Here is a 25,790-nt window from a genome sequence, read left to right as displayed (position 1 = left end):
TAAACTTGGGGAGGACTATTTGTGAAAGGATACCTTGTGGCAACAACCAATGATTTGAAGAATGGCATGGTCCTGGTATTCGACAACCAGCTGTGGCAGGTTGTTGAGTTCCAGCACGTCAAGCCGGGCAAGGGCCCTGCTTTTGTGCGGACTAAGCTGAAGAATGTCCTCTCCGGTAAGACTGTGGATCGCACTCTCAACGCGGGTATCAAGGTCGAAACCGCCACCGTGGACCGCCGCGATATGCAGTACCTCTACCATGATGGTACTGATTTCATCTTTATGGATGAGGATACCTACGAACAGGTTCCGGTCACCGCTGAAGTCATGGGTAATCTGGCGAACTTCCTGCTCGAAAACCAGAAGGCCATTGTTGCTTTCCACGAAGGTAATGTGCTGTTCGTGGAACTCCCCGCTTCGGTGATTCTCGAAGTGACGGAAACCGAACCGGGTCTCCAGGGCGACCGCTCGAATGCGGGCACCAAGCCGGCTACGGTGCAGACCGGGTATGAACTCCAGGTGCCGCTCTTCCTCAATATTGGGGACAAGATTAAGGTTGATACGCGCACCGGTGAATACATTTCCCGGGCGAATGACTAATGGCTAAACAGAAGAAACACCGGTCCACAGGCCGTTCCACCCAGCGTCATCGCGCCTTGGATGTGCTTTTCGAAGCTGATGAAAAGAACATCACGTCGGAAGCGGGTATTCTCGAGCTTCTTGCTGAGCGTCAGCGCGTCTCTACCGCACAGGTTCCTATCGGGGAATTTGGTTCGCAGATTGTGAGGGCTTACGCGCAGCAAATCTCGCAGGTGGATACCCTCATTGAGGCTTCCTCGGAGGATTGGTCACTCGAACGTATGAACGCGGTGGATCGCAGCGCTTTGCGCGGTGCGGTTGCTGAACTCATGTACCTGGGGACTTTCCGCGGTGCCGTCATTGTGGAGTGGACGAACCTCGTACGCGAATTCTCTACGGATCGCTCCGTCGGCTTCGTTATGGGCGTGCTCAATAAGGCTGCCGATATTCGCGAACGTGAGGAAAGTGGCGGCGCACCGATTCTTCAGAACGACGACGCCGCTAACGCGGTGGAATCCGGCGAAGAAAGTAACCTTGTGGAATCTGATGAGGCCGGCCTCATCGCCGCTATCCGCACCGGCCAGCTAGATGATCCCGAAGCTGCCCGGGCCAGCGCGGAAGAATAAGAATTTCTCCCGGCCACCAGTAACTAATGGCGGGTTTCCGTGAAATCAATTCACGGAAACCCGCCATTTTTGTGCTTGGTAGGCAGCTTGTGCTGCTAAGCGAAAGTGATGAATCCCCGCGCCCCCGAAAATTCCCGAGTTCCCGGAAAAGCCCGAGTTTCCGGAGTCTTATCGCCGGCCGTAATTGGAATTGCGGCCGAAAAGGCGGTCGAGTTCGCGCCGTTCTTTCTTCGTGGGGCGGCCGCTGCCAGGATCACGCCGCATGACCGGTAGATAAACTTTCTCCCGCACGGGGGTGAGATCCTCATAATTTTCCCGAGCTAGTGGCGCACTCGTCCGTTTGGTAATAATCCCGGTAACTTTGAGGATTCGATCAAAACCTTCTACCCGGTAGCGCACCACATCACCAACACGGACCTTCGCGGCGGGCTTGACCGGTTCATCATTGATGCGCACGTGGCCCGCCTTGCATTCGGACGTAGCCAAGGAACGAGTTTTGCACTGCCGCACGCTCCATAGCCAGACGTCAATCCGAGTTGTTTCCATAGGTCTAGCCTACTCGGATGCCGCTACCCGTCGCGAACTTCGTCACAAGCCGCGGCGCTGACCTGCCGCGATGGTTTTATAAAAAAACAAGGGCGCGGCTCCTTATATTATTTACGGCTTTTTCGCTCTACGCTACTAACAAGACAGAGAAGTTTCGTAGCGTCAGCGTCGTTATGACTGATGTTGACGGAATTGTTATGAGCACCAGGGCATATCTGATGCGCAAGAAAGGGGACACTGTGGAGGTACCACCACTTACTCCGGAGCAGCGTCTCGCCGCTTTGGATAAGGCCGCCGAAACACGGCGGCGCCGCGCGGAACTTTTGCAGCAACTGAAATCCGGACAGCTGCACCTTTCGGAGGTTTTGGCGCAGCGCGATGACCCGGTAATCGCACGCACCCGTGCCAGCGTGCTACTGCGGGCACTTCCCGGTATCGGTGAAGCCAAGGCCGCGCGGGCAATGGCTGATATCGGAATCGCTCCCTCCCGGCGCGTACGCGGACTGGGTGTGCATCAGACCGCGGCCCTTATCGCACTTTTCGGTTAAAGGCCCGCCTGAGGTAAGCACCAATTGTTCGCGAGGCACGGCGAGGATTTTCGGGATCGAAAATCCTGTCGTAGGGCTGTGGCACAATAAATGTCATGACACCTCAGGATCATCGTCGTATTTGCGTGCTTGCCGGCCCCTCCGGGGTGGGAAAGGGAACCGTGGTTGCGCAGTTGCTCGCGCAGGAGCCGCGCATATGGCTGTCCATTTCTGCCACTACGCGCGCACCTCGCCCAGGGGAGCGGGAAGGGGAATCCTACTTCTTCGTGGATGATGAGCATTTCGATCACCTCGTCGAAAGCGGGGAGATGCTCGAGTGGGCCATAGTGCACGGGAAACACCGTTACGGAACCCCGCGCCAGCCCGTGCTAGAAGCATACGCAGCGGGAAAAATTCCGCTTCTTGAAATCGATCTGGCAGGGGCGCGCCAGGTTCGCCAGTCACTGCCCGAAGCTTTCCAGATCTTTCTAGCCCCGCCGTCGTTCCAAGAACTTGAAGCGCGGTTGCGCGGGCGCGGTACTGAAACAGAAGAGGCCATCGAACGGCGCCTGGAGACCGCGCGAGGTGAATTAGCCGCCCAGGCGGAGTTTGACGCCGTCGTCGTTAATGACACCGTGGCACGTGCCACCGGCGAAATTCTCGACCTCATCGCCCCGAAGCGTTAGAATAAAAGGCCGAAGCTTCACGGTGGTGCCCATGTGCGGTACCGCGTTTATCCAGAAGGGAACTACATGTTCGGAACTGTTCCGGAACCCGAAGGTATTACCAACCCGCCCATTGACGATCTTCTCGCAAAGATTGATTCGAAGTACGCACTGTGCGTGCTTTCAGCGGATCGTGCGCGTCAAATCAACTCCTACAAGCAGGAAATGGCGCGTGGTGACGGCAATATCGAGCATTACGGTGCGCTTGTCTCGGCGGAACCGGAAGAAAAGCCCCTGTCCATCGCGCTGCGTGAAATCGCCGAGGACAAGCTCGAATGGCAGCTGGACGAAAAGTAGAACACGCGCCGCGCGTCGTTATCGGCGTAACCGGAGGTATCGCCGCCTATAAGGCGGCCTACCTCGTCCGGCTCTTCGTGAAAGCCGGTGCGGATGTGCACGTTATCCCTACCCCGGCTGCCCTGGAGATGGTCGGGGCCACCACGTGGGAAGCCTTGACGCATCATCCCGTTCTTGTGCGAACCAGTGAACACGCTGATGAAGTCGCGCACGTTCGCCTTGGAAAAGAAGCCGACTTGGTTGTGGTCGCGCCGGCAACTGCGAATACTATCGCGAAGGCGCGTGTGGGAATAGCCGATAACCTTCTTCTCAATACCCTGTTGGTGGCCCAGTGCCCGGTGGTGATGGCACCGGCGATGCACACCCAAATGTGGGAGCATCCGGCTACTCAAGAAAATATTGCGGTGCTGCAGGCCCGCGGGGTTCATATTATTCCACCCGCTAGCGGGCAACTCACCGGGGCGGATTCCGGGCCGGGCCGGCTGCCGGAACCGGAAGATATCTTCGCGCAATCCTGGGAGATCCTCACCGGCGAACACCCGGATGCACGGGCGGAGCAGCACAGTGCGGAACAGAGTACGCTGCGCGGTCGGACTATCCTTGTCACAGCGGGAGGCACCCACGAAGCCCTCGATCCGGTGCGTTTTATCGGCAACCGTTCTTCGGGGCGTTTTGGACTGGAAATTGCTCGTGCTTTGCTCGAGCGCGGCGCGCGGGTAACGGTGCTGGCGGCTCATGTAGCCCGCGATATCACCGCACTTGCTCCGGGGGCTGAGATTGTTCCGGTCAGTTCGGCGCGCGATCTTCACCAAGCAGTTCTTGCCCGAGTGAAGAATGTAGACGGCGTAGTTATGAGCGCAGCGGTTGCTGATTTTCGCCCGGCCGAACCCGCCGCAAGCAAACAGAAAAAAGACGGTAGCGGCAAACGCGTCGTCGAACTGGTAGAAAATCCGGATATTTTGGCTGATATTTCCCACCGGCGCCGCCGGTCGGGGCAGCTCATCGTGGGTTTCGCCGCGGAAACCGGCGACGCGAATGGAAGCGTCTTGGATTACGGACGCGAAAAAGCGCGGCGCAAAGGCGCTGATTTACTTGTGATCAATCGCGTAGGGGAGAAAACAGGATTTGGCGAGGTACCCACTGAGATCACCGTGGTTACCCCCGCAGGTGAGATCATTGCGAGCGGCGCGGGCAGCAAAGCTCAGATGGCTGGTATTATTGCGGGCCTTATAGCCGATCATTTCACCACCGAGCGCGTATAGAATAAGGTTTGCCTTACCTGGCAGCCGCTGATGACTAATAGTGACTAAGTAGTTTTAATTAAGCGAGGGGATACGATGCATTACCGGCAACCGTTCACGTCCGAATCGGTCACGGAAGGACACCCCGACAAGGTGTGTGACCTTATTTCCGACTCCATTCTTGACGCTCTGCTCGCGTCGGATGAGAATTCTCGCGTTGCCGTGGAAACGATGGTGACGACCGGGCTGGTGCACGTGGCCGGTGAAGTGACCACGGATGCCTACGCGGATATCGCTCATATTATCCGCACTGTTGTGACCGGGATCGGTTACAACTCCTCGCAAGTCGGCTTTGATGGAAACTCCTGCGGCGTAACCATCTCCATCGATGAACAAAGTCCGGATATTGCCGCCGGTGTTAATACCTCGCTGGAACGGCGGGAAAGCAGCGAAGTCGAATACGATCATTTCGACCAGCAGGGGGCCGGGGATCAGGGGCTCATGTTCGGTTATGCCTGCAATGAGACTAAAACACTTATGCCCGCTCCCATCCTGCTTGCCCACCGCTTCGCAGAACGCCTCGCCCTGGTTCGCCGTGAAGGTGTCGTTCCCGGACTGCGCCCCGATGGTAAAACTCAGGTCACTATTGACTATGAAGGTGCGCGGCCCGTGGCCCTCAATACCGTGGTGATCTCCAGCCAGCACGACGAAAATGTGCAACGCGAGTGGTTAACGGAAACGCTGCGTGACCACGTGGTTGCGCCCGTTCTCGAAGAAGAAAATATCGCCATCGATACCGATAAATTCTCGCTTCTCGTTAATCCCTCGGGGCGTTTCGTGGTGGGAGGACCGATGGGCGACGCCGGGGTGACCGGCCGGAAAATCATCGTGGACACCTACGGCGGGATGGCACGCCACGGCGGCGGGGCTTTCTCTGGAAAAGACGCGTCCAAGGTAGATCGCAGCGCGGCCTACGCGGCGCGCTGGGCGGCCAAGAATGTGGTTGCGGCCGGGCTTGCTTCCCGGTGCGAACTCCAGCTGGCTTACGCTATTGGGCGTGCCCATCCGGTATCCGTGCGCCTGGATACCTTCGGGACGGAAACAGAAGAACTGGGGCGTATCGAAAACGCTGTTCAGAAGGTTTTCGATTTCCGCCCCGCGGCGATTATTGACGCTTTGGAACTCAAGCGTCCAATTTTCGCGAAGACGGCTTCCTACGGTCACTTCGGGCGGGAACTCCCCGAATTCACCTGGGAGAAAACAGACCGGGTTGAAGAACTCCTCCGCGCTATCTAGAGCTATCTAGAGCCCGAAGTTTGACGCCGGATTTTTCTGTCGTAGGGCCGGGATATCCTAGGTTGCATGGAGAGCACACTCTTTGATTTCGATGCCCTCCCCCTCGTGGGGGAGCAAGGCGCCTTTCTTGAGGCGCGCCCGGCACGCACCCGCGTGCGCTCCAAGGTACCTAATCCCGTTGCGCATGTTCAGGTGCTCCACTCCCAGCCTCATATGGACCGGGTATTTGACTACCTTGTCCCCGAAAAATTCGCGGATAGTGCCCGGGTGGGAACCCGGGTCGTGGTAGATCTCGGTGCGCAGCGGGTAGGCGGATTTATCGTTGCTCGGGATAGTGTTACGGAAGGCAGCGGGCGGCTGCGCCCCCTGTATCGGGTGGTCTCGGAATACCCGGTGCTCACTGCGTCGGTGTATGCGGTTGCCCGTACTCTTGCCGATAAGTATGCCGGAACAGTAGCTGATATATTGCGGACCGCTATCCCGGAACGGCATGCGCGGGCCGCTAAGGAATTCTTGGCCACTACCCAAGAAACCATCCCCTTGGCAAGCTCGCACGCGGCTCCTGAACCGGGCCCCTGGGAAGCCTATCGGGGTGGACCAGAATTCCTTGCGGCGCTAGGGGAAGGGAAAGCCGTGCGGGCCTGCATGGCTGCCCTCCCCGGGCCCGCCGGGGGAGTAGAAGTTTTGATTCGGGCCGTGCAGGCAGTGCGGCACGCCGGGCGCAGCGTCCTCCTGGTTGTTCCCACTACCCGGGCCGCCAGAGCACTGCAGGATACCCTTGCATCCCGCGTAGGGGAAACCCCCACTCTCATGGTGTCCGAAGAAGCACACGAAAAACGCTACCGTGCTTTTTTGGCGGTGCTATCGGGGCAATCACGCATTGTGGTAGGTACCCGCGGAGCGGCCTGGGCGCCGCTCACAGATCTTGGGCTGGCAGTCATCATGGATGATGCCGCCTCAACCTTGCGTGATATTCGCGCACCGTATCTGGCAACACGTGACGTACTACTGGAGCGTGTTCGGCGTGAAGAGGCTGCGTTTCTAGCTTTCTCCCCTTACGTGAGTGAAGAATGTGCCCAGCTGCTTTCCGAACACCGCATCAGCCTATTGGACGGCACCGCGGCCGCTCGCCGCGCCGCGCTTCCGCATATTTCAGGTCCCCACCAGTGGCCCGGGGGAGAAGCCGATCACTTGCGCTTACCTCAACCTGCATTCCCTATTCTGCGGCGCGCCCTGGAAAATGGGCCGGTTCTTATCCTCGTGCCGCGGAGCGGGTATATTCCGGTGCTGTGCTGTACCTACTGCGGGGAGCGTGCGCTGTGCACAATCTGCGGAGGTAACCTGGCTCAGCGTACCTCACGTGAACCACTGCGCTGTCAGCGATGCGGAGTGCGAGTGCAGCCCTGGCGATGTCCGCACTGCCACAACGGGAAGCTGCGCGCTGTTCGAATCGGTTCTGCACGTACCGCGGAGGAAATCGGGCGGGCTTTTCCCGGTGTTGGCATTATTCTTTCCGGATCACACTCTCCGGAGGGAATTATTGGGCGAGTCTCCCCGCGCCCACGCATCGTGGTGGCAACACCGGGTGCGGAACCGGAGGCTGAAGGCGGATTCGCCGCTGCATTGGTATTGGATGCACGCTACCTCCTCGGAGAAGGGCTCGGTGCTGAAACACGTTTTATTCGGGTGCTCGCGCGGGTTGCGGCCCGGGTCCGTTCAGCCGGAGAAGGCGGCCATATGCTGGTGGCCGGGGGAGCACCTCCTGCACTTCTCAATCGGCTAGCGCAATGGGAGCTGGGTGAATATGCCGCTGAATTACTCGAACAGCGGGCCGAATTGAAGTTGCCTCCCACTGCTTCCTGGGTGGCTATCTCCGGAGCCAGCGGGGATGTGCGAACGTACCTGGCCATGTTGCGCGCGGCCCTCTATCGCGGCGTAAGAGAGGAAGAGTCCCATCTCTTTACCCAGTTTTCACGTGAGGCCGGTTCCAAGAAATGGCCGCCGGAGAATGAGAAAGAAACAGAAGCAGACCTGCTGGCCGGCGGAGCCTTTGAGCTAGCGTCCGGGATCGTGCTGCTCGGCCCGGTGCCGGGGGCACGCCCGGGAGAAATCACCGTCTATGCACGGGCGGAACTCTCGCGGGGTATGACCCTCACCCGTCAGACGCGGAAAACTTACGGTGCCTACTCTGCCCAGCGGCTGGGTGGCTCATTGCGTTTACAGGTTAACCCACCCCTATAAGCACTCAGGGTCAGAGATAACTATCCATACTCGACTAGGCTGAGAAAAGAACTAGGTAGGATTGATACGTGAGAATACTATTCGCAGGCACACCGGAGACCGCGGTTCCCGCCTTAAAACTCCTGCATGATGAAGGTTTCGATATCGCTGGGGTGCTTACCCGCGCTCCAGCCGCCCAAGGGCGCAAACGCGTGTTGACTCCCTCGCCGGTACACCGCGTGGCAACAGAACTGAACCTTCCCGTGCTCACCCCCCGTACCTTAAAGGACAGCACCGCTCAGGACCAGATCGCCCAGCTCGCCCCCGAAGCTGTAGCGGTAGTCGCCTACGGGCTCATTATTCCGCCCGCGCTCCTCACAGTGCCGCGCCACGGTTGGCTCAACCTGCATTTCTCCCTCCTGCCGCGCTGGCGGGGGGCCGCGCCGGTCAATTACGCGATTGCCGCGGGGGATACCACCACCGGAACCAGCGTCTTTCAAATTGAACAAGGCCTGGATACCGGCCCCGTTTTCGCGAGTGAAGCCACCCGGATCGGGGCGGAAGAAACCGCTGGAGAACTGCTGGCCCGCCTGGCACAATCCGGGGCGCGCCAATTGAGCGATACTCTGCATGCCATCGCTGCCGGTAACGCCCACGCACAACCCCAAACTGGGGAAGTTACCCTCGCACCCCAATTCGATTCTTCCTGGGCGCGAGTGAATTGGGAGTGGCCCGCCCAGCGTATTGTGGATCGGGTTCGCGCTGCCAACCCGGCCCCCGGGGCCTGGACCACCCTCAACGGCCAGCGCTTTAAAATCGAATCAGTGCACGTGGTTGTGCCTGAAGCGCCTACAGCACACCTAAACTTGGCACCGGGCGAAATCGGCCCGGGTGGTGTTATCGGCTGCGGGGAAGGAACCGTGCAATTGCGCCGGGTCGCCCCGCCCGGCAAGGCTCATATGGATGCCGCCGCCTGGCTTAACGGTGCCCGCCTTGCCGAGCACACCCGTTTCGATGCCGAAGTGAAGGAAGGCCACCATGAATGAGCGTCCTGCCGGCTGGGTGCCGCGCCGCCAGTCATCGAACTACGCCCGTCTCGTTGCCTATGATGCATTACGGGCTGTTAATACTGAAGATGCTTACGCTAATCTCATCCTTCCGGGCATGGTGAGCCGGGCGCGTCTCAATCGAAGCGACGCGGCCTTCGCCACCAATCTGGCCTACGGAACCTTGCGACTGCAAGGCCGGTGGGATGCCATGATCGCCCGCTGTTCCCAAGGCCGTACCCTCGCGGATATCGATCCGCGTGCCCTCGATCTACTCCGTCTAGGCTGCTACCAGCTCATTGAGCTGAAAACACCACCCCACGCGGCGATTAATGAAACAGTTGCGCTAGCTCGCAATGAACTAGGTCAGGGAATCGCCGGTTTCGTCAACGCCGTGTTGCGGAGGGTGTCTGAGCGTCGGAATGCCTGGCGTGGGATCATTGAAAATAGCACGGCATCTAGGGAAGAGTTCCTGGCGGTGTGGCATTCGCATCCGCGCTGGATCGTGCGGCAGCTGGAATCTTCGCTCGCGGCAGCCGGGCGTTCCACCGAGGTGGAAGCCGTTCTCGAAGCGAATAACACGCCCGCGAAAGTAGCTTTAGCCTGTCGCAATATCTCACCCGAACACCTCAAAGCCAGGATTGAGCGCGCCAAAATGACGTGGGAAGATCCCTACCTGGTACCCAGCGCGGTGCTCCTAGCCTCCGGTGACCCGCACCGGCTCTGGCCCGTACGGGACGGGGTCGCCGGTGTCCAGGATGAGGGCTCGCAGCTCATTTCCGCCATTGTCACGGAGGCCTCCATATCCGGGAAGGATAAATCCTGGTTGGATATGTGCGCCGGCCCGGGAGGGAAAACCGCAACTATCGCTGCTACTGCGGCACGGCGCGGTGTTCGGGTGTTCGCAAATGAACCCCAGGCTCACCGCCTTGATCTCGTTGAAGAAAATATTGCCCCCTGGGCGGATACCGTCGCCCTGCGCGAAGGCGATGGGCGGGATATTGGCGCTCAGGAACCCGATAGCTATGATCGGATCCTCGTGGATGCCCCATGTTCTGGCTTGGGGGCACTGCGCCGTCGTCCCGAAGCTCGGTGGCGCAAAAAAGAAAGCGACCTGGCTGCACTGACGCAACTCCAAGGCGAGCTCCTCGACTCCGCCTACCGTGCCTTGCGTCCGGGCGGGCTATTGCTCTACACCACCTGTTCCCCGGTGCTCGCGGAAACCCGCGATGTCATCGCCGCGTTCCTGGAACGCACCGCGGGCGCGGAACTTGGCGACGTCACCGTCACCGCGAACCGGCGAGCCCTGCGCCCGGTTGCCTCTCGTGGAATGACCGTGCAACTGTGGCCTGATATCCATCACACGGACGCCATGTATATGGCACGCATCCTCAAATCCGCATCCGCATCCGAATTCGCGCCAGCATCACGGCGCTCCTGAAAGGATCACCATCATGGACGTGAAGATTTCCCCCTCTATCCTCAACTGCGATTTTGGGCATCTAGCTGATGAACTGGAGAAAATCTCCAATGCTGATTTCGTGCACGTGGATATTATGGACAATCACTTTGTTCCTAACCTTGCCCTCGGTCTGCCTATTTTCGAAGCGGCGGCACAGGCAACCGCGGTCCCGCTCGATGCCCACCTCATGATCGAGAACCCCGATCGCTGGGCGCCCGCCTACGCGGAAGCAGGAGCTGCCTCCGTCACTTTCCACGCCGAAGCCTGCCAAGCCCCGCTACGTCTCGCCCGCGAACTACGCGCGCGGGGCGCCCGCGCCGGACTCGCCATCAAACCGGCAACGCCCATCGAGCCGTACATCGACATTCTCAACGAATTCGACATGGTCCTCATTATGACCGTGGAACCTGGATTCGGCGGGCAAAGTTTCATCGAATCGATGATGCCGAAAGTTACCCGCACCCGCCGCGCGATCGAAGCAGCCGGCCTGGACGTGTGGATTCAAGTGGACGGCGGTATCTCCCGCGCGACCATCGAACAAGCGGCCACTGCTGGAGCTAATAACTTCGTGGCGGGTTCAGCCGTTTTCCGCGCGGAAGATGCCTACGCTGAAGTAGAGAAGCTCCGCGAATTAGCCACAGGTGCGTGCCAGCACGCGGCGCATTAACAACGGGTGCACGCCCGCACGCGACGAGCTAATATGGAACACGATGCACCGGGGTCAGTGAAAGTCTGAACCGGCGGTAACAGTCCGCGAACCACGCACGTGGCCGATGGGGTGGAATTCCCCAACCGACGGTAATAGTCCGGATGGGAGGCGCATCGAGGGGCTCCAAGCCCTGCTTCGGCTACGCAATTTTGGCGCGCCGTGGCGTCAGCGTCTCCCGGCTTCAAAGTTCCCGGCCATCGGGAAGGTCAGGAACTGGAACGTGAACACCGTGCGCCGTAACTCTCACCCGCGCCCGCGCTCTCCTCGCACCGCGTGGGTACCCGCCGCCCTCTCTCTCCTCGCGGTTTTTCTCCTCTGGGCGGCAGTCACTAGCGCCCAGCTGATACCCGACCACCTCCTCCCCGCACCTCGCGCGGTCGGGCACCGCCTAGCGACCGCACTCCTCGGACTTGGCGCTCACCCTCCCTACCTCCTCACCGCGCTAGGAAACACCCTCGCCGCGGCCCTCACCGGGTGTGCCTGGGCTGCCCTCCTCGGAGTTCCCCTCGGCATCGCTCTAGCGCGCTGGCGTCTGCTCAATAGCGCACTCCAGCCCTTCCTCGCGGCTTCGCAAGCAGTCCCCGCCGTCGCCCTCGCGCCCCTCCTCGTCGTCTGGATTGGCTACGGGATGCCCTCCATCGTAGTGCTGTGCACCATCATGGTTATCTTCCCGATTATCGTTTCCACCTCGGTGGGCGTGCATGCCATTGACCGCGATGTTATCGCCGCCGCTCGGCTCGACGGCGCAGCTCGCCTCACCCTCCTTTTCCCCATCATCGTGCCTCTGGCTGCGCCTTCCATCCTGGCTGGCCTACGCACCGGATTCACCCTGTCCATCACCGGCGCCGTCGTTGGAGAAATGATCATCGGGGGAGCGGGCCTGGGCACCGAACTCTCCCGCGCCCAACCCACCGGAGATATCACCGGAATGTTCGCCGTCATCGTTGTTATGGCTGCCGCCGCCATCAGTATCTACCTCCTCATCTTTACCGTCGAAAAACACGTCACCGCTGCGGTGCGTTAACTGCGGTGCGTTACCGAGGTCATCACAGCCACAGCTCGCACCCCAGCAGGAAACTCGCGCACAGAAGCGCAACACAAGAAAGGACACCCATGAAACGACTCATTGCCACACTCGCAACCGCTGCCCTCGGGCTCGCCGGATGTGCGGGAGGCGGCTCCGGGAACAAAGCCGGTGAAAGCAGCTCCCCCTCCGCCGGCGTGCAGCAACCTACCGCGAGCGCCACCGCCGCCCTCACCGTCGGTCTCACCTACGTTCCGGATATCCAATTCGCGCCTTTCTACGTGGCTGAAGACCAGGGCTATTTCCGCGAAGCTGGGCTTGATATCACGCTGCGTCACCACGGCGCCCAAGAATCCCTCCTCGGCGCGCTCTCCAGCGGGAGCGAAGATGTGGTTTTTGCCGGCGGTGACGAAATGATGGAGGGTCGCTCCAACGGTATCGACGTCGTCAATTGGGCAACGATGTACCAGGATTATCCCGTCACCCTCATCGTGCCGGCCGATTCCCCGATTCAAAATGCAGCTGACCTGGCTGGACGCCGCATTGGGCTGCCCGGTCCGTACGGGGAAAACTATTATGCGCTCCAGGCGCTCATGGCCGCACATAACTGGACTGAATCAGATATCAGCGTGAATTACATCGGCTACACCCAGGCCGCCGCCCTGGCCAGTGGGGAGGTGGACGCAATTATCGGTTTCCGCAACTCCGATGTTCCCAGCGTGGAACGCCAGGGGGTGCCGGTGCGCACCATTGAGATGCTCCCGGGCGGACTGCCGCTCGTCGGGGTGGGACTCGGTTCGCTGCGCCCCACTGTCGATGCCCATCGTGACGATTTCACCCGCATGCTCGGAGCGCTCGACCGCGCCGTGAACTTCGCGCGCAGCAACCCGAAGGAAACCGTGGAGATCACCGCAAAGCATGTTCCGGCTTTGCGCGAAGCGGATAACGCCACCGCTGCCGAAAAAGTCCTCGCGAATACCATTGAGCTGTATGCGGGGCGTACCCCGCTCGGGGTGCAGGACACGCGGCGCTGGGAAGCGATGGCCACGTTTATGTCTGAGAAACTGTTACGCGAACCGGTTGCCGCGGCTGATGCTTTCGTTGATCTGACCGGTAACTCCGCGCATTAAGAACGACGACGCAGCTGCGTGCCACCGGCCTACCGGGCACGCAGCTCAACTCTGCTGAGCCCACGCCACCAGCTCCCCGGCCGTGTAGCCGGCCGCGCCGGCCGCTAAGAAATTGAGGGGATCGGCGGTGAGCGAGCGCCCCATCGTGGACAGCCGTACCGGGAAGTCTGCGAGGGCGCTCGCTACCGCACTCGCCTCTATATCCACACGTTCCAAGTGGGGTGCTCGGAAAAGTTCCTCCAGCTGCCCGCCCAGACGCGCGGCCACGTCAGCTGGTACCGCTCGGGAGAGCGCATCCTCGCCGAGCACCGGAACCGGGCAGCTCACCTGGCAGCGCGCCACCCGCGTGAGTGCCGTCACGCTGTGATGGGAAAGTCCCAGGTGGCGCTCCCGCCTATCCGCGCTCGACATCCGCAAGGCCGCAATCGGGATTCCTCCCAGGGTAGCGGCGGCGTTGAGATGCTCACCGACCCGTGTTCCGGAAAATCCCCACCGGGTATCCGTTCCCAAATTCCCCGGCCCCTGCGCCACCACGGCTACATCCGCGTGCCAAACCAGGCGCGCCGCCAGTAAGGCCGTATACATCGTGACAGCTTCGAGCTTCCCCCCGAAGGCCTGCCCGCACGAAATTGTGCCCAGGATAAGGCCGAGATCTTCCAATTGCGCAGCGGTGCGTGAGAACCAGGCGGGCAGAGCTCCGCCGTCGTCCATCACATACGCGATACGTGCGTTCGGCACCCGCGCGTGCACCCCGGCAACAATCGCGGGAAGCGCCGAATGCAAATCTGCTGCCACCACCGGCATCCCGGCGATGGAATCAGCCTCGCGCAGCAGCTCGTGGTGGGGAGAATTTTGTTCATCAACACCCAGGGTGAGGTATTGGAGCGGGGTGTAGCGGGCCTTGACAATATGGCCGGGCGTGGAGGAGTCTGCGGGCAAGCGCTCGGGAATCGCGCACACAAAGAAATAACCGCCGGTGCCCAGCCCGCGCGCGGCGGCACTTGCCTGAAGCAGCACGGTATCACCGACCTCCGGCTCGCCGACGAGTTCAGGATAGGCCAGCGCTCGCCCGCGGGTGCCATCCTCAAGCTCCACTTCGGCTTCGCGCGCCCCACGCCATGTTTTGCCCAGGGAAAGAATTCTCCCTCTCCGCCACATCATCACGGCTTTAACTCTACCGTCGGCTAGGCTGGGATCGTGAAGCAGAAAGAGACACGCCGGCGCCGCGAACGTCAGCTCGCGCTCCTCCACACGATTCGCCGCGGTAGTTTCCTTACCGCGGCGGAACTCATGGAGCGAATCCCGGCCTACGCCGAAGCCGGAATCGATCTGCGCACCTTCCAACGCGATATTGATGAGCTGCGGGAAGCCGGGTATCCCGTTATTTTCGATGATCGCTGGCGTTATTCTTATGATTCGACCGCTCCGGTCCTCGCGCGGGTGACCGGAATTGGAGCCGGTGTGCTCCACGCTCTGCGCGCTAGTATCGAGGCGGGCGATCCCCAAGGTGAATCGGCACGCCTGGGGGTGGCGAAACTGCTCGCGATAGCGCCGCCGGAAAACGGCGACGCCGCAGTCCCCACCCACCTGCGGGTTAGGATTCCGGGTGGCGCGGCCGCGCGGGTGGTGGCGCGTGCCCTCCAGTACCGGCGCCGGGTCCGCTTCGATTACCGCCGCGGCCCTGGGCTGGTCAAACATTATGAAGTCGAGCCGTGGAACTTCTCCGAACACTACGGAATGTTCTATGTTTCCGGGCTGGCGCGTTCGCGGGCGGGGCGCGGCGAGGCGTTCGGCCCGTGGGATGAGCGAACTTTCCGCCTCGGTCGTGTGATCGCCGGAACTCTCAGCGTAGGTGAGCCATGTGAGTTCCCGCGGGGGGAAGTAGGCGGTGACCACTTCGATGTCGATATTATTCTTCATATTCGCGACGGTGCCGCTGCGGCGCTTACCGCCCGCGGGGAAAAACTCAGCCGCGCGCAGGCGCCGGCTCCAGCGGGATGGTCGGCCTACCGATTCTCCACCGTGGGCCTTAATCGCATTTTCGAATATCTTGCTTTTTACGGGGTGGATGTGCGCCTCGCTGCGCCCGGTGAGCTGCGTGAGGAATGGGACCGCCGTGTAGAGAATCTCATTAACCTGGGCGAAGCTGCCGGGCCGGGGGAGGGGGGAACTCGATGAGTACCGATATTGTTACCACTCTCGGGATGCTGCTCTACCTGCATGAACGCCCCGAGGGCGCGAGTTTGGCTGAGCTGACCGCCCATTTCCAGTTCCCCTCCTGGAAGCGCACCCTCGACTATCTTTGGGATGCTAACCTCGCGGAAACCGCCGATTTCGATATCCCCTTCGAATTAGAGCTCCCTGAACGTGCCGCTTCCGCGGGGCGCGTGGCGGAATCGGATACCGCGGGCGGGCCGGAGAGTCGCGTCTACCTGCGGTCCATGACAGATGATCCGGTTATTCCTTTCACGTTGGACGATGCGATGGTGGTAGCTGCGCTGCTCGATGCCGCCCGGGATGTGACCGCTCCCGGCCCGGCTGCCACAACCCTCACCGCCACGCGCAACGCACTGGGGGAGGCGGTGCGCGAAGCCGGATACGAAGGTGCCCTCTGGCCACCAACCCGCCCGGCGGCGGATGCCGCCACTATGGAGGCCGTGCACGCAGCACTCCAAGGCGGCTGCTACCTTGACTTCAACTACGAACGCGCCGTGGCCGAGCCGTTTGCGCATGCGAAGGCCGGGCACGAACACGTTATTCCCCTCGTTATCCTGGCCGGTGACGCTCCGCTACTACGCGCCCTCACCGCGCAGGGCCTGCGGCATTTCCGCCTGGACCGGATAACGGCGGCCCGTCCCGGGGCGAAGCTCAACCGATCGGAACGCGCGGCAGCTCGCAAAGCCCTCGCCGAGGTAGAGAAAAGCGAGAAAGTGCAGCGCACCCGCGGGGAGGATACCTGGGAACCGCGCGGCACGCAGGTACGGATCACCGTGACCGGAGCCTCACGCTGGGTGGCCGAAACCCTCCCCGGCGCGCGGGTGCGCGAAGCGGATGAGGAATATGGCACCGCGGCAGCGCCGGGCGGCGCGGAACTGCTCACCATTGAGGTTCGGGCGCGCTCACTTTCCTGGCTCGTTTCCCTCCTCGTGCAAATTGACGACGTGATCGCATTGGAACCGCCGGCGGTTGCGCGCGCGGTAGGGCGGTATTGCGCGCGCTTGCGCGCCCAGAAGGGCGACGACGCCGCTGCGTGCGTGAGCGATGAAAGTGCACCGGAAGGGGAGCGATGACCGATCTGCTACTCGAGGATTATCGGGAAAGCTACGCTAGCCGCGGTATCCACCTCGATGATTTCCAGCTGGAAGCCTGCGCGGCTCTCGGGCGCGGCCATGATGTGCTGGTCTGTGCTCCCACCGGTTCGGGGAAAACAGTGGTGGCCCATTACGCGGTGTATCTAGCTTTAGCGTCGTCGAAAAAATGTATCTATACCGCGCCGATTAAAGCGCTCTCCAATCAAAAGTACGCCGAACTGTCCCGGCAGATCGGTGCGGAGCAGGTGGGTCTGCTCACCGGCGACCAGAGCATTAATCGCGAGGCGCAGATTTTGGTGGTGACCACCGAAGTGTTGCGTAATATGCTGCTGCACGAATCCCCTGATATCCGTGACGTCGGCTACGCAGTTCTGGACGAAGTGCATTTTTTGGCGGATCCTGACCGCGGGCCGGTATGGGAAGAAACAATTTTGTCGCTCCCTGATCATGTGCGTTTGGCTGCGCTATCGGCCACGGTGGCCAATACCGAGGAACTCGCAGCGTGGATGCGGTCGGTGCGCGGGGCAACGGACGTCGTCGTATCGACAAAACGCCCCGTTCCGCTCGCGCAATACGTCAATGTGGGCCGCAAGCTCTTCCCGCTCTACCGTGCGGGTACTTTGGATCCTGATCCGGCGCTGGTCAACGCGCTGGGCCGGCGCAGTGCGGAACGCAAGAAACGCGTCTCGGATCGCGAGCGCCGTGCCATCATCGACAAACTCGGCGAGCGGCGTATGCTCCCGGCGATTGAATTCATTTTTTCCCGCAAAGGCTGCGATAAAGCGGTTGAGGCACTACTGCGCCATAATGAGGTCCTCACCACCCGCGAGCAGCGCGCCGAGATCGCTAAGGAGGTCGCGGCGCTGCGCGAAACACTCACGGAATCGGATCGGCGCGCCGTGCATTTTGAGCGGGCCGCCGCGGCGCTGGAACGCGGATACGGAGCTCACCACGCCGGGGTTTTCCCCGCTATCAAAGAGCTGACTGAACGTCTCATGGAACGCGGGCTCCTCAGTATCGTCTACGCGACCGGTACTCTGGCCCTCGGCATCGATATGCCGGTGCGCACCGTGGTCCTCGAGGAACTCCAGCGCTGGGACGGGCACGGTTTTGTGGACCTGAGCGCTACCGAATACACCCAGCTCATCGGGCGTGCCGGGCGGCGCGGGCGCGATAACGTGGGCTACGGAGTGGTAGTAGCCGATGCGGATACCGATCCGGAGCATCTGGCCGATCTGGCTTCGGGGCGGGTAGAGCCCTTGATATCGGCTTTCCAGCCGTCCTATAACACGGTAACGAATCTGCTGGCTCGGATGAGCTACGCGGCGGCCCGGGATCTTATGGGGCGTTCTTTCGCGCAATTCCAACGCAATGCGGAGCTGGGGGGACTGGCGGCGCGGCGCGCCCGGATTCAACGCCGGGTGGAGACCGAGGAAAGCCGCCTGCGCTGCTCACGCGGGGATCTGCTTGACTACCTACGGCTGCGCGGGAATGCCGGGCGGGCCGCGAAAGCCGAACGCAAAGCCGCGAAACGGCGCTACCGGGAGCGTATTGCGAATAGTTTCGCGGCGGTGCGCCAGGGCTATGTGTACGCTTACGCGAGAGGTACCGAGCTGTCCTACGCACTGGTGCTCTCCGCCACCCCGGAGCGAGTGCGCATTATCGATTGGTTCGGGAACCTGGCGTGGCTTGATGAGGATTCTCTCGCCTCGGAAATGCGTGAGATCGGCCCGGTCACGGTACCTTTCGGAATGTCTACCAAAAAGGCGGAGGTGCGAGAGCACATCGCCGACGACATTCTCGATCTGGTGGGGGGACGCGCAGATCTGGGAATCGACCGGGACCTGCTGGCATCCTGGGCACGTTTCGCCACCCCGCGCGAGCCCAAAGTAGCCGCGCATCCGGTTTCTTCCTGCCCGCACCTGTATACCCATCTCGATGAGGCCCAAACATGGATGTCGCTCCACCACCGCATCGAGGAACTCGATCAGCGTATCGCGGCTTTCACCGATTCGGCCGGGCGGGAATTTGATGCCACCGCCGCGGTATTACGCGAGGTCGGGGTGCTCCAGGGCGACGATGACTCCATCCGCATGGGCCCGGGAGCCGCACAATTGCGCGAACTGCATACAGAGGCTGATCTGCTCATGTACCAGTGCTTAGCGCAGCTGCCGGAGGGCGGACTGGACGGATCGGCCCTGGCCGGATGGGTGTCCATGTTTTTGGCCGATGATCGCTTGGGGACTGCCCTACCTCGCGATACTCGGCTCTTTGATGCGGCGCGGGTCGCCCGCGCCGAGGTGCAGTACCTGCAATCCCTGGAATATCAGCATGGGATTACGCGCACCCCGGATCTGAGCCCGGGCTGCGCGGATGTTTTCGCGGCCTGGGCTAGGGGAGTGGGCTTGGAGGCGTGCCTAGAATCAGCCCGGATGACCGCCGGGGATTTCATTTCCGCGGCCCGCCGCATTATCGATGTCCTCGGGCAGGTCACGGTGGCCACTGAGGGTACCTGGCTGAGCGATATCGCACGTCAGGCCCGTGACCTCATGCGGCGATCGGAGCTTATGTGAGCGGTGTTCTCTTGCGGCTGTGCGGCGTGGTTCTGGCAGGTCTTGGGCTCTTTGCCTCCTTCCCGCCCCTGAGCTACGGCATCCTCGCGCCGGTGAGTATTGCGCTACTTCTCCTCGTTGCGGCCTCCTGTCGCCCGAGCGCTGGTTTCGCCTACGGAGTTCTTACCGGATGCATATTTTTCTCCTTGCATTTTTCCTGGGCCGGAGAAGCCTCCGGGGATCTCATACCCCAACTCGCTCTCGCTCTGTCGCAAGCACTGTTTACCGGAGTGGTGGTGGCAACCTGGAGCGCCATGAGCCAGGCGCGTTGGACTCGTTGCCCGCTGCTATTCCTCCCCGCGGTAGCCCTGGTGTGGACGGGCGCCGAACTGGCTCGCTCCCTGTGGCCTTTCGGCGGTATCGCCTGGGGAACCCTCGCCTTTTCCCAGGTAGATAGCCCGCTAGTGCGCCTGGCACCCTGGGGTTCCACCATGCTGGTCTCCGCCGCCGTCGTGATATGCGGGGCAGCCCTCAGCCTGGCCTTCATTCGAGTGCGCAGCGGTCGGCTTTTTGTGGGGGCCGCTCTGGCGCTCAGCGCCGCGCTGCTCTTCGCTCTTCCCTGGGCACTTCCTCTTCCCGCCACCCCTCCCACCGGTACGCTACGCCTGGGCTATGTGCAGGGGATCGTGCCGCGGGCGGGTAGCCTTCCGGACGGGCGTGATCAGGCCCTGACCGTCACCGAGAATCTCAGCCAAGCAACCCGGGAAATCAGCCCGGAGGAGGTAGACCTGGTGGTATGGCCGGAATCCGCCTCCGATCACGATATTCGCGAGCATCCCCGCGCTCGGGCTCTCGTGAGCGAGACCTCGAACTACCTGGGTGTTCCGCTGCTCTTGGGGACCCAATCTTACGAGCGTGATGCTTCGGGACAGGCGATGAGCCGAACCAATGATCTTGTTGTTTATCTTCCCAACGAGACCGGGGGAGAGGTAAACGCTGTATACAGTAAGCAGCACCCGGTTCCCTTCGGGGAATATATGCCCTATCGAGATTTCTTCCGAAAGTTTAGCTCCGCGGTTGATCTGGTCTCCGTTGATATGCGGGCCGGTACGAAACCTGCGGTTCTTGACATCCCGATGGGGGAGAGCGGTGCCGGTCGCAAAAACGGTAGCCCGGCCGCGAAAAGCACCACCGTGCGCCTAGCCACCCCGATTTGTTTCGAAGTGGCGCTCGGAGATGTGGGCTCCGAGGCGATCCGCCAGGGTGCCCAGCTCTACGTGGTCGCCACCAATAACGCCTCTTTTGGGGATAGCGCCGAATCTGCCCAACAATTCGATATGGTCCGTTTCCGGGCGGTGGAATACCAGCGTATTGCGCTCCAGGTTTCCACCGTGGGAGTTTCCGGCGTCGTCGAAACAAATGGCGCGGTACGTGAACGCACCGAAGCGTGGACGCAAGCAGTGCATACCACCACGGTGGCCCTCCACGAAGGCCTCACTCCGGCAGCGCGTTTCTATCCGTACTACCGGGACGGGGTTCTCGGTGCGGCGGCAGCGGTCGGCGGTATAGCATGGGTGTGGTACGCAAGGCTGCGCTGGAAGAAAGGTTAGTCGTGCACGTTCTCATCACGATTCCCACGTACAACGAGGCGGAGAATCTTCCGCGTATTATCGAGCGGGCCCGCCGGGCGGTACCCGCCGCGGATATCCTGGTTGTTGACGATAATTCTCCGGACGGTACCGGGGATATCGCCGAGGAACTTTCCGGGCGTGATGAGCAGATTCACGTGCTGCACCGCAGCGAAAAAGATGGTCTCGGGCGTGCCTATATCGCGGCTTTCGGCTGGGCACTTGAGCACGGATACAGTCATGTGGTGGAGATGGACGCGGATGGTTCCCACCATCCTGAACAGTTGCCGCTGCTGCTTGAGCGCGCCGCGATGTCTGATCGGCCGGATCTGGTTATCGGTTCGCGCTACGTGCGGGGCGGGAAAATTGATGGTTGGTCCAAGCCGCGCGAAGCGCTCTCGCGCCTGGGGAACCTTTATATTCAAGGGATGCTCGGGCTGCCGGTACGTGATGCCACCGCCGGCTACCGCGTGTACCGCACAGATATGCTGGAGAAGCTCAACCTGGATTCCGTGGAAGCACGCGGCTACTTCTTCCAGACGGATATGACCGACCATGTGGCGCGCAGCGGCGGTCATATCGTTGAAATGCCCATCACTTTTTCAGAGCGCGAGGCGGGGGAGTCGAAGCTCTCCGGTTCGGTATTCACCGAATCACTGAAGCGCACCACGGTGATGGGCGTCACGCGGCGGGGGAGGCAGCTACGCGATGCCGCGAAACGAGCTGCCGCCCACCTGCGCCGGCCGCGGCATTGAGCGCCGCGTGATTGACGGTGGCGATTAGCGGTTCCGCCGCAAGCGCAGCTTACCTTCACGCAGTAGCTCGAGACGTTCCTCCAGCAGCACCTTGAGCTCATCTTCGTTACGGCGTTCCATGAGCATATCCCAGTGGGTGCGCACCGGCTTGGGCGGCTTGCGGTCGTCCACGCCTTCACCTTCGATAAGTTCGGCTTCCACGCCGCAGCGGCACGTCCACGCGGTAGGTACCTCGGCGTCCACCGCCATGGCAACCCCGAATTCGTGGCCGTTCGTGCAGCGGTATTTCACCTGCTGGCGATCCACGAATACCACGTTGTCATCGGTCTCGAGTGAATTGGCTCCGATGCGCATTCCGCGCAAGGAACGTTCAGCCATAGTGCTATCCTTCCTCGCGGGCCGGCAAGCCCGCATATTGTTTCGCTGTTTCCATATTAACGACGACGCCGCGTACACCTGCGGTTGCGCTCTGGAAAACGGTGCGGTCATGCGTTAAAGAGGGGCTGGACGGGAATCTGGCCCCCCGGCACTACTTGCCGATAATGTACATTATGTCAAAACGAGTTCGTGGGGAGCGCGAGCGGCGGGCCGCTGGTCCGGGTCCTGGTAGCAAGCCCCTTCCCCGTACTTTTTCGCCGTACTTTGATCTTGCCCCTTCTTCGCCCATGCCTGTCGTTCACACTCTGGACTGTCAGTTTTGATTATTTAAGATATTCGGCAAAATTGCTGGCATGCCGTTGACCTGGGCGCATATCTCTCTGTTCGGGCCGGCGGCCAGCTATCAGGAAGGATATGTATGGCTGAGCAACCACGCTGGCGCCGATTTAGCGTCACTTGGGCCTGTGCCGCACTCATCGGCGGCGCCCTCGCTCCCGCAACCGCGGCGGCCACGGAATCGGATGGGCACGCACCCCTCGACATCCGCGCCACCGTCGCCGCAGCGGAAAGTGATCCAAATTTCACCGGGAAATGGTTTATTGAGCTTAAGAGCGAACCTCTTATTCGCGGTGGTTCCTCCGCCCGCATCGCGGGCGAGCAGCGCGAATTCACCCAGACGGTCGAAGATGACGGTGGCGAGGTGGACACCTCCTACCAGCACGTCTGGAATGGCGTGACCGTCGAAGCCGATTCGGTGGAACTGGCGCGCTACGTCAACGACGCTAATGTTATCGGTGTTTACCCGGTCCTCACGGTGGAACGTCCCGCCGAGGTGGACTCGAATGCGGAAATTAACCGCCCGGGCGAAACTCCCGATATGTATTCCGCGCGGGAGATGACCGGCGCGAGCGTGGCCAATGAAGAATTCGGTGTCACCGGCAAGGGCGTGCGCGTGGGAATTATCGATTCCGGCGTGGCCATTGATCACCCCGCTTTCGGTGGGAACGGCGTCAAGGGCGAGCGCGCTTTCCCCAATGAGAAGATCGTAACCGGTTACGATTTCGTGGGCGACTCCTTCAATACGGATCGCAGCGATCCGAATTTCCAGCCGGTCCCCCACCCGGACACTCTTCCCGATGATTGCGGGGCCGGCGGCGGGCACGGCTCGCACGTTGCCGGTATCGCCGCAGGTAATGACCCGGAAAGCAAGTTCAAGGGCGTGGCTCCCGATGCTGTAATCGGTGCTTACCGCGTATTCGGATGCACGGGTTCCACCAGCTCCGAGGTCATTCTTTCCGCTCTCGAACGCGCCCAGCGCGACAAGATGGACGTGGTTAATATGTCTATCGGCGCGGCTTTCGCCACCTGGCCCAACTACCCCACCGCGGTGGCTTCGGAAAACCTCGTTGCCGCCGGTGTGGTGGTGACGGCCTCGCAGGGTAATTCCGGTGCGAAAGGTATTTTCTCCGGTAGTGCTCCGGCGGTAGGCCCCTCGGTTATCGCGGTGGGTTCCGTGGACAATACCCACGTGCTGCGCCCGGTATTTATGTTCAACGGCGCGCCCGAGGGATTTGATAATGTCACGGAATCGCCGGCGGTACCCACGGCGGGTAGTCTCGACGTCGTCGCCTATCCCGAAGGGCAAAAAACCGGCGCTGTTGATCTTCCCGGAACACCGTTTACCGGGAAAGCAGTGCTTATCTCCCGCGGCACCTCGACCTTCTACCAGAAGGCGCGCGCCGCGCAGGACGACGGCGCCGCCGCGGTCATTATCTACAACAACCAACCCGGGAGCCTCAACGCAACCATCGCCGGAAGCCCGGCCGTGACCATTCCGGTCATCGCGGTCACCCAAGAACAGGGCGAGCGCTTCGAAGAGGCCGTAGCTGCCGGAAACGCCAGCCTCGAATGGACGGACGCGAAGCGAGTGGCCGCCTCCCCCACCGGCGGGAAGATTTCCGATTTTTCCTCCTGGGGCCTGGCCGCGGATCTCCAGCTCAAGCCCGATGTGGTCGCCCCGGGTGGCAATATCTATTCTGCGTGGCCGGTCGATGACGAGGTGACGCCCTCGTGGAAGACGATTTCAGGTACCTCGATGGCGGCCCCGCACGTGGCCGGGAGCGTGGCTCTGCTCCTCCAAGCTAACCCGAAGCTCACGCCGGCGCAGGTGCGCGCGGCTTTGCAGAACACCGCTGATCTGGTGACGGTGGACGGCAGCGCGGATTCCCCGAAGCTCGCCACGCACCGCCAGGGTGCTGGCCTCGTCAACCTTCCCGCGGCCCTGACCGCGGTCACGGAACCGGGTACGAATGGTGGTGGGAGCCCCACCGCTTTCACGCCCGCCAAGATTTCCCTGGGCGATTCTGACGTGCAGGAAACGACGACGCTCACCGTGCACAACGCCGCGGCAGCTCCTGTCACCTACACCTTCACGGCGGATACCCACGTGCGCGCCACCAGCGGGCCGCATGATCGTTTCACCAGCTACAACGGGACCGATGCGCAGGTGGCGATTAGCCCCGCGCAGGTAACGGTGCAGCCCGGGGCAGACGCCCAGGTACAGGTGTCCGTCACCGATCCGACGAACGTGCCCGAGGGTACGATCTACGGCGGGTATGTGGTGGCCCACGGCGATGATAATTCCACCTACCAGGTGCCCTTCGCGGGTCTCAAGGGCGATTACGAAAACGCCTTGCAATTCCTCCACACCACGTGGAAGGTCAAGGATATTCGGCCGGATATCGCTCAGAGGCGCCCGGATCTGGCGAATCTGCTCGCCTACGATCCGCCCTCGCTAACGAAGCTCATTGCTTGCCCCAACCCGGCCACCATCTACAAGGGCGAGTGCCTGGATAAGGGTGCGCAGTACTCCAATGCCCCCAATTCTGAGCTCTTTGCCTACGCCATGGACTACGCCAACGGCGCGGTTCCGGTGGTGGAATACCATATCGATTCCCCGGTGCAGAAGCTTGAGATTCGTGTCTTCCACGCGAATGAGGATGGCTCAAAGGGTGCCCCGGTCTCGGAAAATAACGTGGTGCATAGCGAGGACGGTGTGGGGCGTACCGATCTGGGGCGCTTCGCCTGGGACGGTACCTACCTCGAATCCGCCTCGGCGACGACGCGCACCGCGGCTGCCCCGGGTCGCTATGTCTTTGAGCTGCGGGTCGTGAAGGGTACCGGTGCAGGAACAACTGAGCCGACCGGTGACACTCTTCCCGGATTTACCCGCAGCGCCAGCGAAGAAACCTTCGTGACAGCGCCCTTCTGCGTCAAGGAATGCACGACGCCGCAGCCGACTCCCACACCGGAGCCCACCCCGAGCGAGAAGCCGGAGCCGACCGTCGCCCCGACAATCCCGGCCCCCGCGCCGAGCCCGAGCATCGATCCAACGACTCCGGCCCCGACGCCAACGACCCCGGCCCCCGCGCCGACGCCGTCGGTGGAGCCCACGGTCGAGCCGACCGCTCCGGCACCCGCGCCTACGACTCCCGCGCCCGCGCCGAGCCCGAGCACAGAGCCGGAACCCAGCGAGGAGCCGAGCAAGCCGGCCACTCCCCCGGCCTCGCACGGCAACACTTTCTTCGTCTCCAATACTTGGACGGCAACCGTTGCCTCGGCAGTGTTCTCTTACGGGCGTGCCGGCGATGAAGTCCTCGTGGGTGATTTCGACGGGGATGGGAAGGATACTTTCGCGGTGCGCCGCGGCAACACCTTCTATGTCCAGAACTCGCTCGT

At 61.5% G+C, this 25,790-nt stretch carries 21 protein-coding genes, 1 pseudogene and 1 riboswitch; of the genes and pseudogenes, 19 read left to right on the top strand and 3 right to left on the bottom strand.

What is annotated here, in order from left to right; genetic code table 11:
* Positions 1 to 36 precede the first annotated feature (36 nt).
* Both efp and QP828_RS01300 read left to right on the top strand, forming a co-directional pair.
* The gene (gene efp / locus QP828_RS01305) at positions 37 to 600 is read left to right on the top strand and encodes an elongation factor P (protein ID WP_016442826.1); all 564 of its coding nucleotides are present in this window, start codon (positions 37 to 39) and stop codon (positions 598 to 600) included.
* Positions 600 to 1,205, top strand: coding sequence for a transcription antitermination protein NusB (locus QP828_RS01300; protein WP_126134479.1), 606 nt, complete (start codon positions 600 to 602; stop codon positions 1,203 to 1,205). Before efp ends, QP828_RS01300 begins: the two co-directional genes overlap by 1 nt.
* Before the next feature lie 168 nt (positions 1,206 to 1,373).
* On the opposite strand, the gene QP828_RS01295 is transcribed toward QP828_RS01300, so the two are convergent.
* Entirely contained in the window at positions 1,374 to 1,751 is a 378-nt protein-coding gene (locus tag QP828_RS01295) for an RNA-binding S4 domain-containing protein (RefSeq protein WP_087070820.1), read from the bottom strand.
* A 173-nt stretch (positions 1,752 to 1,924) separates the two neighbouring features.
* Here QP828_RS01295 and mihF point away from each other — a divergent pair, with 173 nt between their 5' ends.
* From mihF to QP828_RS01240, 11 genes and pseudogenes are all read left to right on the top strand, one after another.
* On the top strand, positions 1,925 to 2,299 hold the full coding sequence (gene mihF / locus QP828_RS01290; protein ID WP_431732203.1) for an integration host factor, actinobacterial type: 375 nt from the start codon (positions 1,925 to 1,927) through the stop codon (positions 2,297 to 2,299).
* 95 nt (positions 2,300 to 2,394) lie between these two features.
* Positions 2,395 to 2,964, top strand: a complete 570-nt coding sequence (gene gmk, locus QP828_RS01285) for a guanylate kinase (RefSeq protein ID WP_274733096.1) — start codon at positions 2,395 to 2,397, stop codon at positions 2,962 to 2,964.
* A gap of 66 nt (positions 2,965 to 3,030) precedes the next feature.
* A pseudogene (rpoZ, locus tag QP828_RS01280) lies at positions 3,031 to 3,279 on the top strand (DNA-directed RNA polymerase subunit omega); the annotation flags it as partial.
* Positions 3,279 to 4,562 carry a bifunctional phosphopantothenoylcysteine decarboxylase/phosphopantothenate--cysteine ligase CoaBC gene (gene coaBC / locus QP828_RS01275; RefSeq protein WP_274733098.1) on the top strand — a complete coding sequence of 428 codons (1,284 nt, stop codon included), beginning with the start codon at positions 3,279 to 3,281 and terminating at the stop codon, positions 4,560 to 4,562. The pseudogene rpoZ and the gene coaBC, both read left to right, overlap by 1 nt.
* A gap of 75 nt (positions 4,563 to 4,637) precedes the next feature.
* Complete coding sequence (gene metK, locus QP828_RS01270; protein WP_126134475.1) at positions 4,638 to 5,837, top strand: methionine adenosyltransferase; 1,200 nt, start codon at positions 4,638 to 4,640, stop codon at positions 5,835 to 5,837.
* Between the two features lie 66 nt (positions 5,838 to 5,903).
* Positions 5,904 to 8,078, top strand: a complete 2,175-nt coding sequence (locus tag QP828_RS01265; protein ID WP_284891106.1) for a primosomal protein N' family DNA-binding protein — start codon at positions 5,904 to 5,906, stop codon at positions 8,076 to 8,078.
* Between the two features lie 68 nt (positions 8,079 to 8,146).
* Entirely contained in the window at positions 8,147 to 9,103 is a 957-nt protein-coding gene (gene fmt, locus QP828_RS01260; protein ID WP_274736525.1) for a methionyl-tRNA formyltransferase, read from the top strand.
* Positions 9,096 to 10,544, top strand: a complete 1,449-nt coding sequence (locus QP828_RS01255; RefSeq protein ID WP_274733105.1) for an RsmB/NOP family class I SAM-dependent RNA methyltransferase — start codon at positions 9,096 to 9,098, stop codon at positions 10,542 to 10,544. The genes fmt and QP828_RS01255 overlap by 8 nt, the downstream gene beginning before the upstream one ends.
* A 13-nt stretch (positions 10,545 to 10,557) precedes the next feature.
* Positions 10,558 to 11,232 carry a ribulose-phosphate 3-epimerase gene (gene rpe / locus QP828_RS01250; RefSeq protein ID WP_274733106.1) on the top strand — a complete coding sequence of 225 codons (675 nt, stop codon included), beginning with the start codon at positions 10,558 to 10,560 and terminating at the stop codon, positions 11,230 to 11,232.
* A 40-nt stretch (positions 11,233 to 11,272) separates the two neighbouring features.
* Positions 11,273 to 11,391, top strand: a riboswitch (FMN riboswitch).
* Positions 11,392 to 11,494: 103 nt separating this feature from the next.
* Positions 11,495 to 12,298 (top strand): ABC transporter permease, encoded by an 804-nt coding sequence (locus tag QP828_RS01245; RefSeq protein WP_274733107.1) that lies wholly within the window; start codon positions 11,495 to 11,497, stop codon positions 12,296 to 12,298.
* A gap of 89 nt (positions 12,299 to 12,387) precedes the next feature.
* A complete protein-coding gene (locus QP828_RS01240) occupies positions 12,388 to 13,428 on the top strand; it encodes an ABC transporter substrate-binding protein (protein ID WP_274733108.1) in 1,041 nt (346 codons plus the stop codon).
* A 45-nt stretch (positions 13,429 to 13,473) separates the two neighbouring features.
* Here QP828_RS01240 and QP828_RS01235 read toward each other — a convergent pair whose 3' ends face one another.
* Complete coding sequence (locus QP828_RS01235; RefSeq protein ID WP_274733110.1) at positions 13,474 to 14,589, bottom strand: DUF3866 family protein; 1,116 nt, start codon at positions 14,587 to 14,589, stop codon at positions 13,474 to 13,476.
* Positions 14,590 to 14,625: 36 nt separating this feature from the next.
* Between QP828_RS01235 and QP828_RS01230 the strand changes: the two genes are divergently transcribed.
* From QP828_RS01230 to QP828_RS01210, 5 genes are read left to right on the top strand one after another with little or no spacing between them, the layout of a single operon-like run.
* Positions 14,626 to 15,606: a helix-turn-helix transcriptional regulator gene (locus tag QP828_RS01230; protein ID WP_274733111.1), complete on the top strand. Its 981-nt coding sequence runs from the start codon at positions 14,626 to 14,628 to the stop codon at positions 15,604 to 15,606.
* A complete protein-coding gene (locus tag QP828_RS01225; protein ID WP_284891103.1) occupies positions 15,603 to 16,718 on the top strand; it encodes a helix-turn-helix transcriptional regulator in 1,116 nt (371 codons plus the stop codon). The genes QP828_RS01230 and QP828_RS01225 overlap by 4 nt, the downstream gene beginning before the upstream one ends.
* Complete coding sequence (locus QP828_RS01220; protein ID WP_274755672.1) at positions 16,715 to 19,312, top strand: DEAD/DEAH box helicase; 2,598 nt, start codon at positions 16,715 to 16,717, stop codon at positions 19,310 to 19,312. The genes QP828_RS01225 and QP828_RS01220 overlap by 4 nt, the downstream gene beginning before the upstream one ends.
* Positions 19,309 to 20,901, top strand: a complete 1,593-nt coding sequence (gene lnt, locus QP828_RS01215; protein ID WP_274733118.1) for an apolipoprotein N-acyltransferase — start codon at positions 19,309 to 19,311, stop codon at positions 20,899 to 20,901. The genes QP828_RS01220 and lnt overlap by 4 nt, the downstream gene beginning before the upstream one ends.
* A 2-nt stretch (positions 20,902 to 20,903) precedes the next feature.
* Positions 20,904 to 21,674 (top strand): polyprenol monophosphomannose synthase, encoded by a 771-nt coding sequence (locus QP828_RS01210; protein ID WP_274733120.1) that lies wholly within the window; start codon positions 20,904 to 20,906, stop codon positions 21,672 to 21,674.
* Between the two features lie 24 nt (positions 21,675 to 21,698).
* Here QP828_RS01210 and QP828_RS01205 read toward each other — a convergent pair whose 3' ends face one another.
* Positions 21,699 to 22,052, bottom strand: coding sequence for an RNA polymerase-binding protein RbpA (locus tag QP828_RS01205; protein WP_126134462.1), 354 nt, complete (start codon positions 22,050 to 22,052; stop codon positions 21,699 to 21,701).
* Positions 22,053 to 22,470: 418 nt separating this feature from the next.
* On the opposite strand from QP828_RS01205, the gene QP828_RS01200 reads away from it, so the two are divergent.
* A partial coding sequence (locus tag QP828_RS01200; protein WP_284891101.1) for a S8 family serine peptidase occupies positions 22,471 to 25,790 on the top strand: 3,320 nt, incomplete at its 3' end.

It is taken from the genome of Actinotignum sanguinis (genome assembly GCF_030230305.1).
GTDB classification, from domain to species: domain Bacteria; phylum Actinomycetota; class Actinomycetes; order Actinomycetales; family Actinomycetaceae; genus Actinotignum; species Actinotignum sanguinis.
This window is presented reverse-complemented; position numbering and strand designations above follow the sequence as displayed.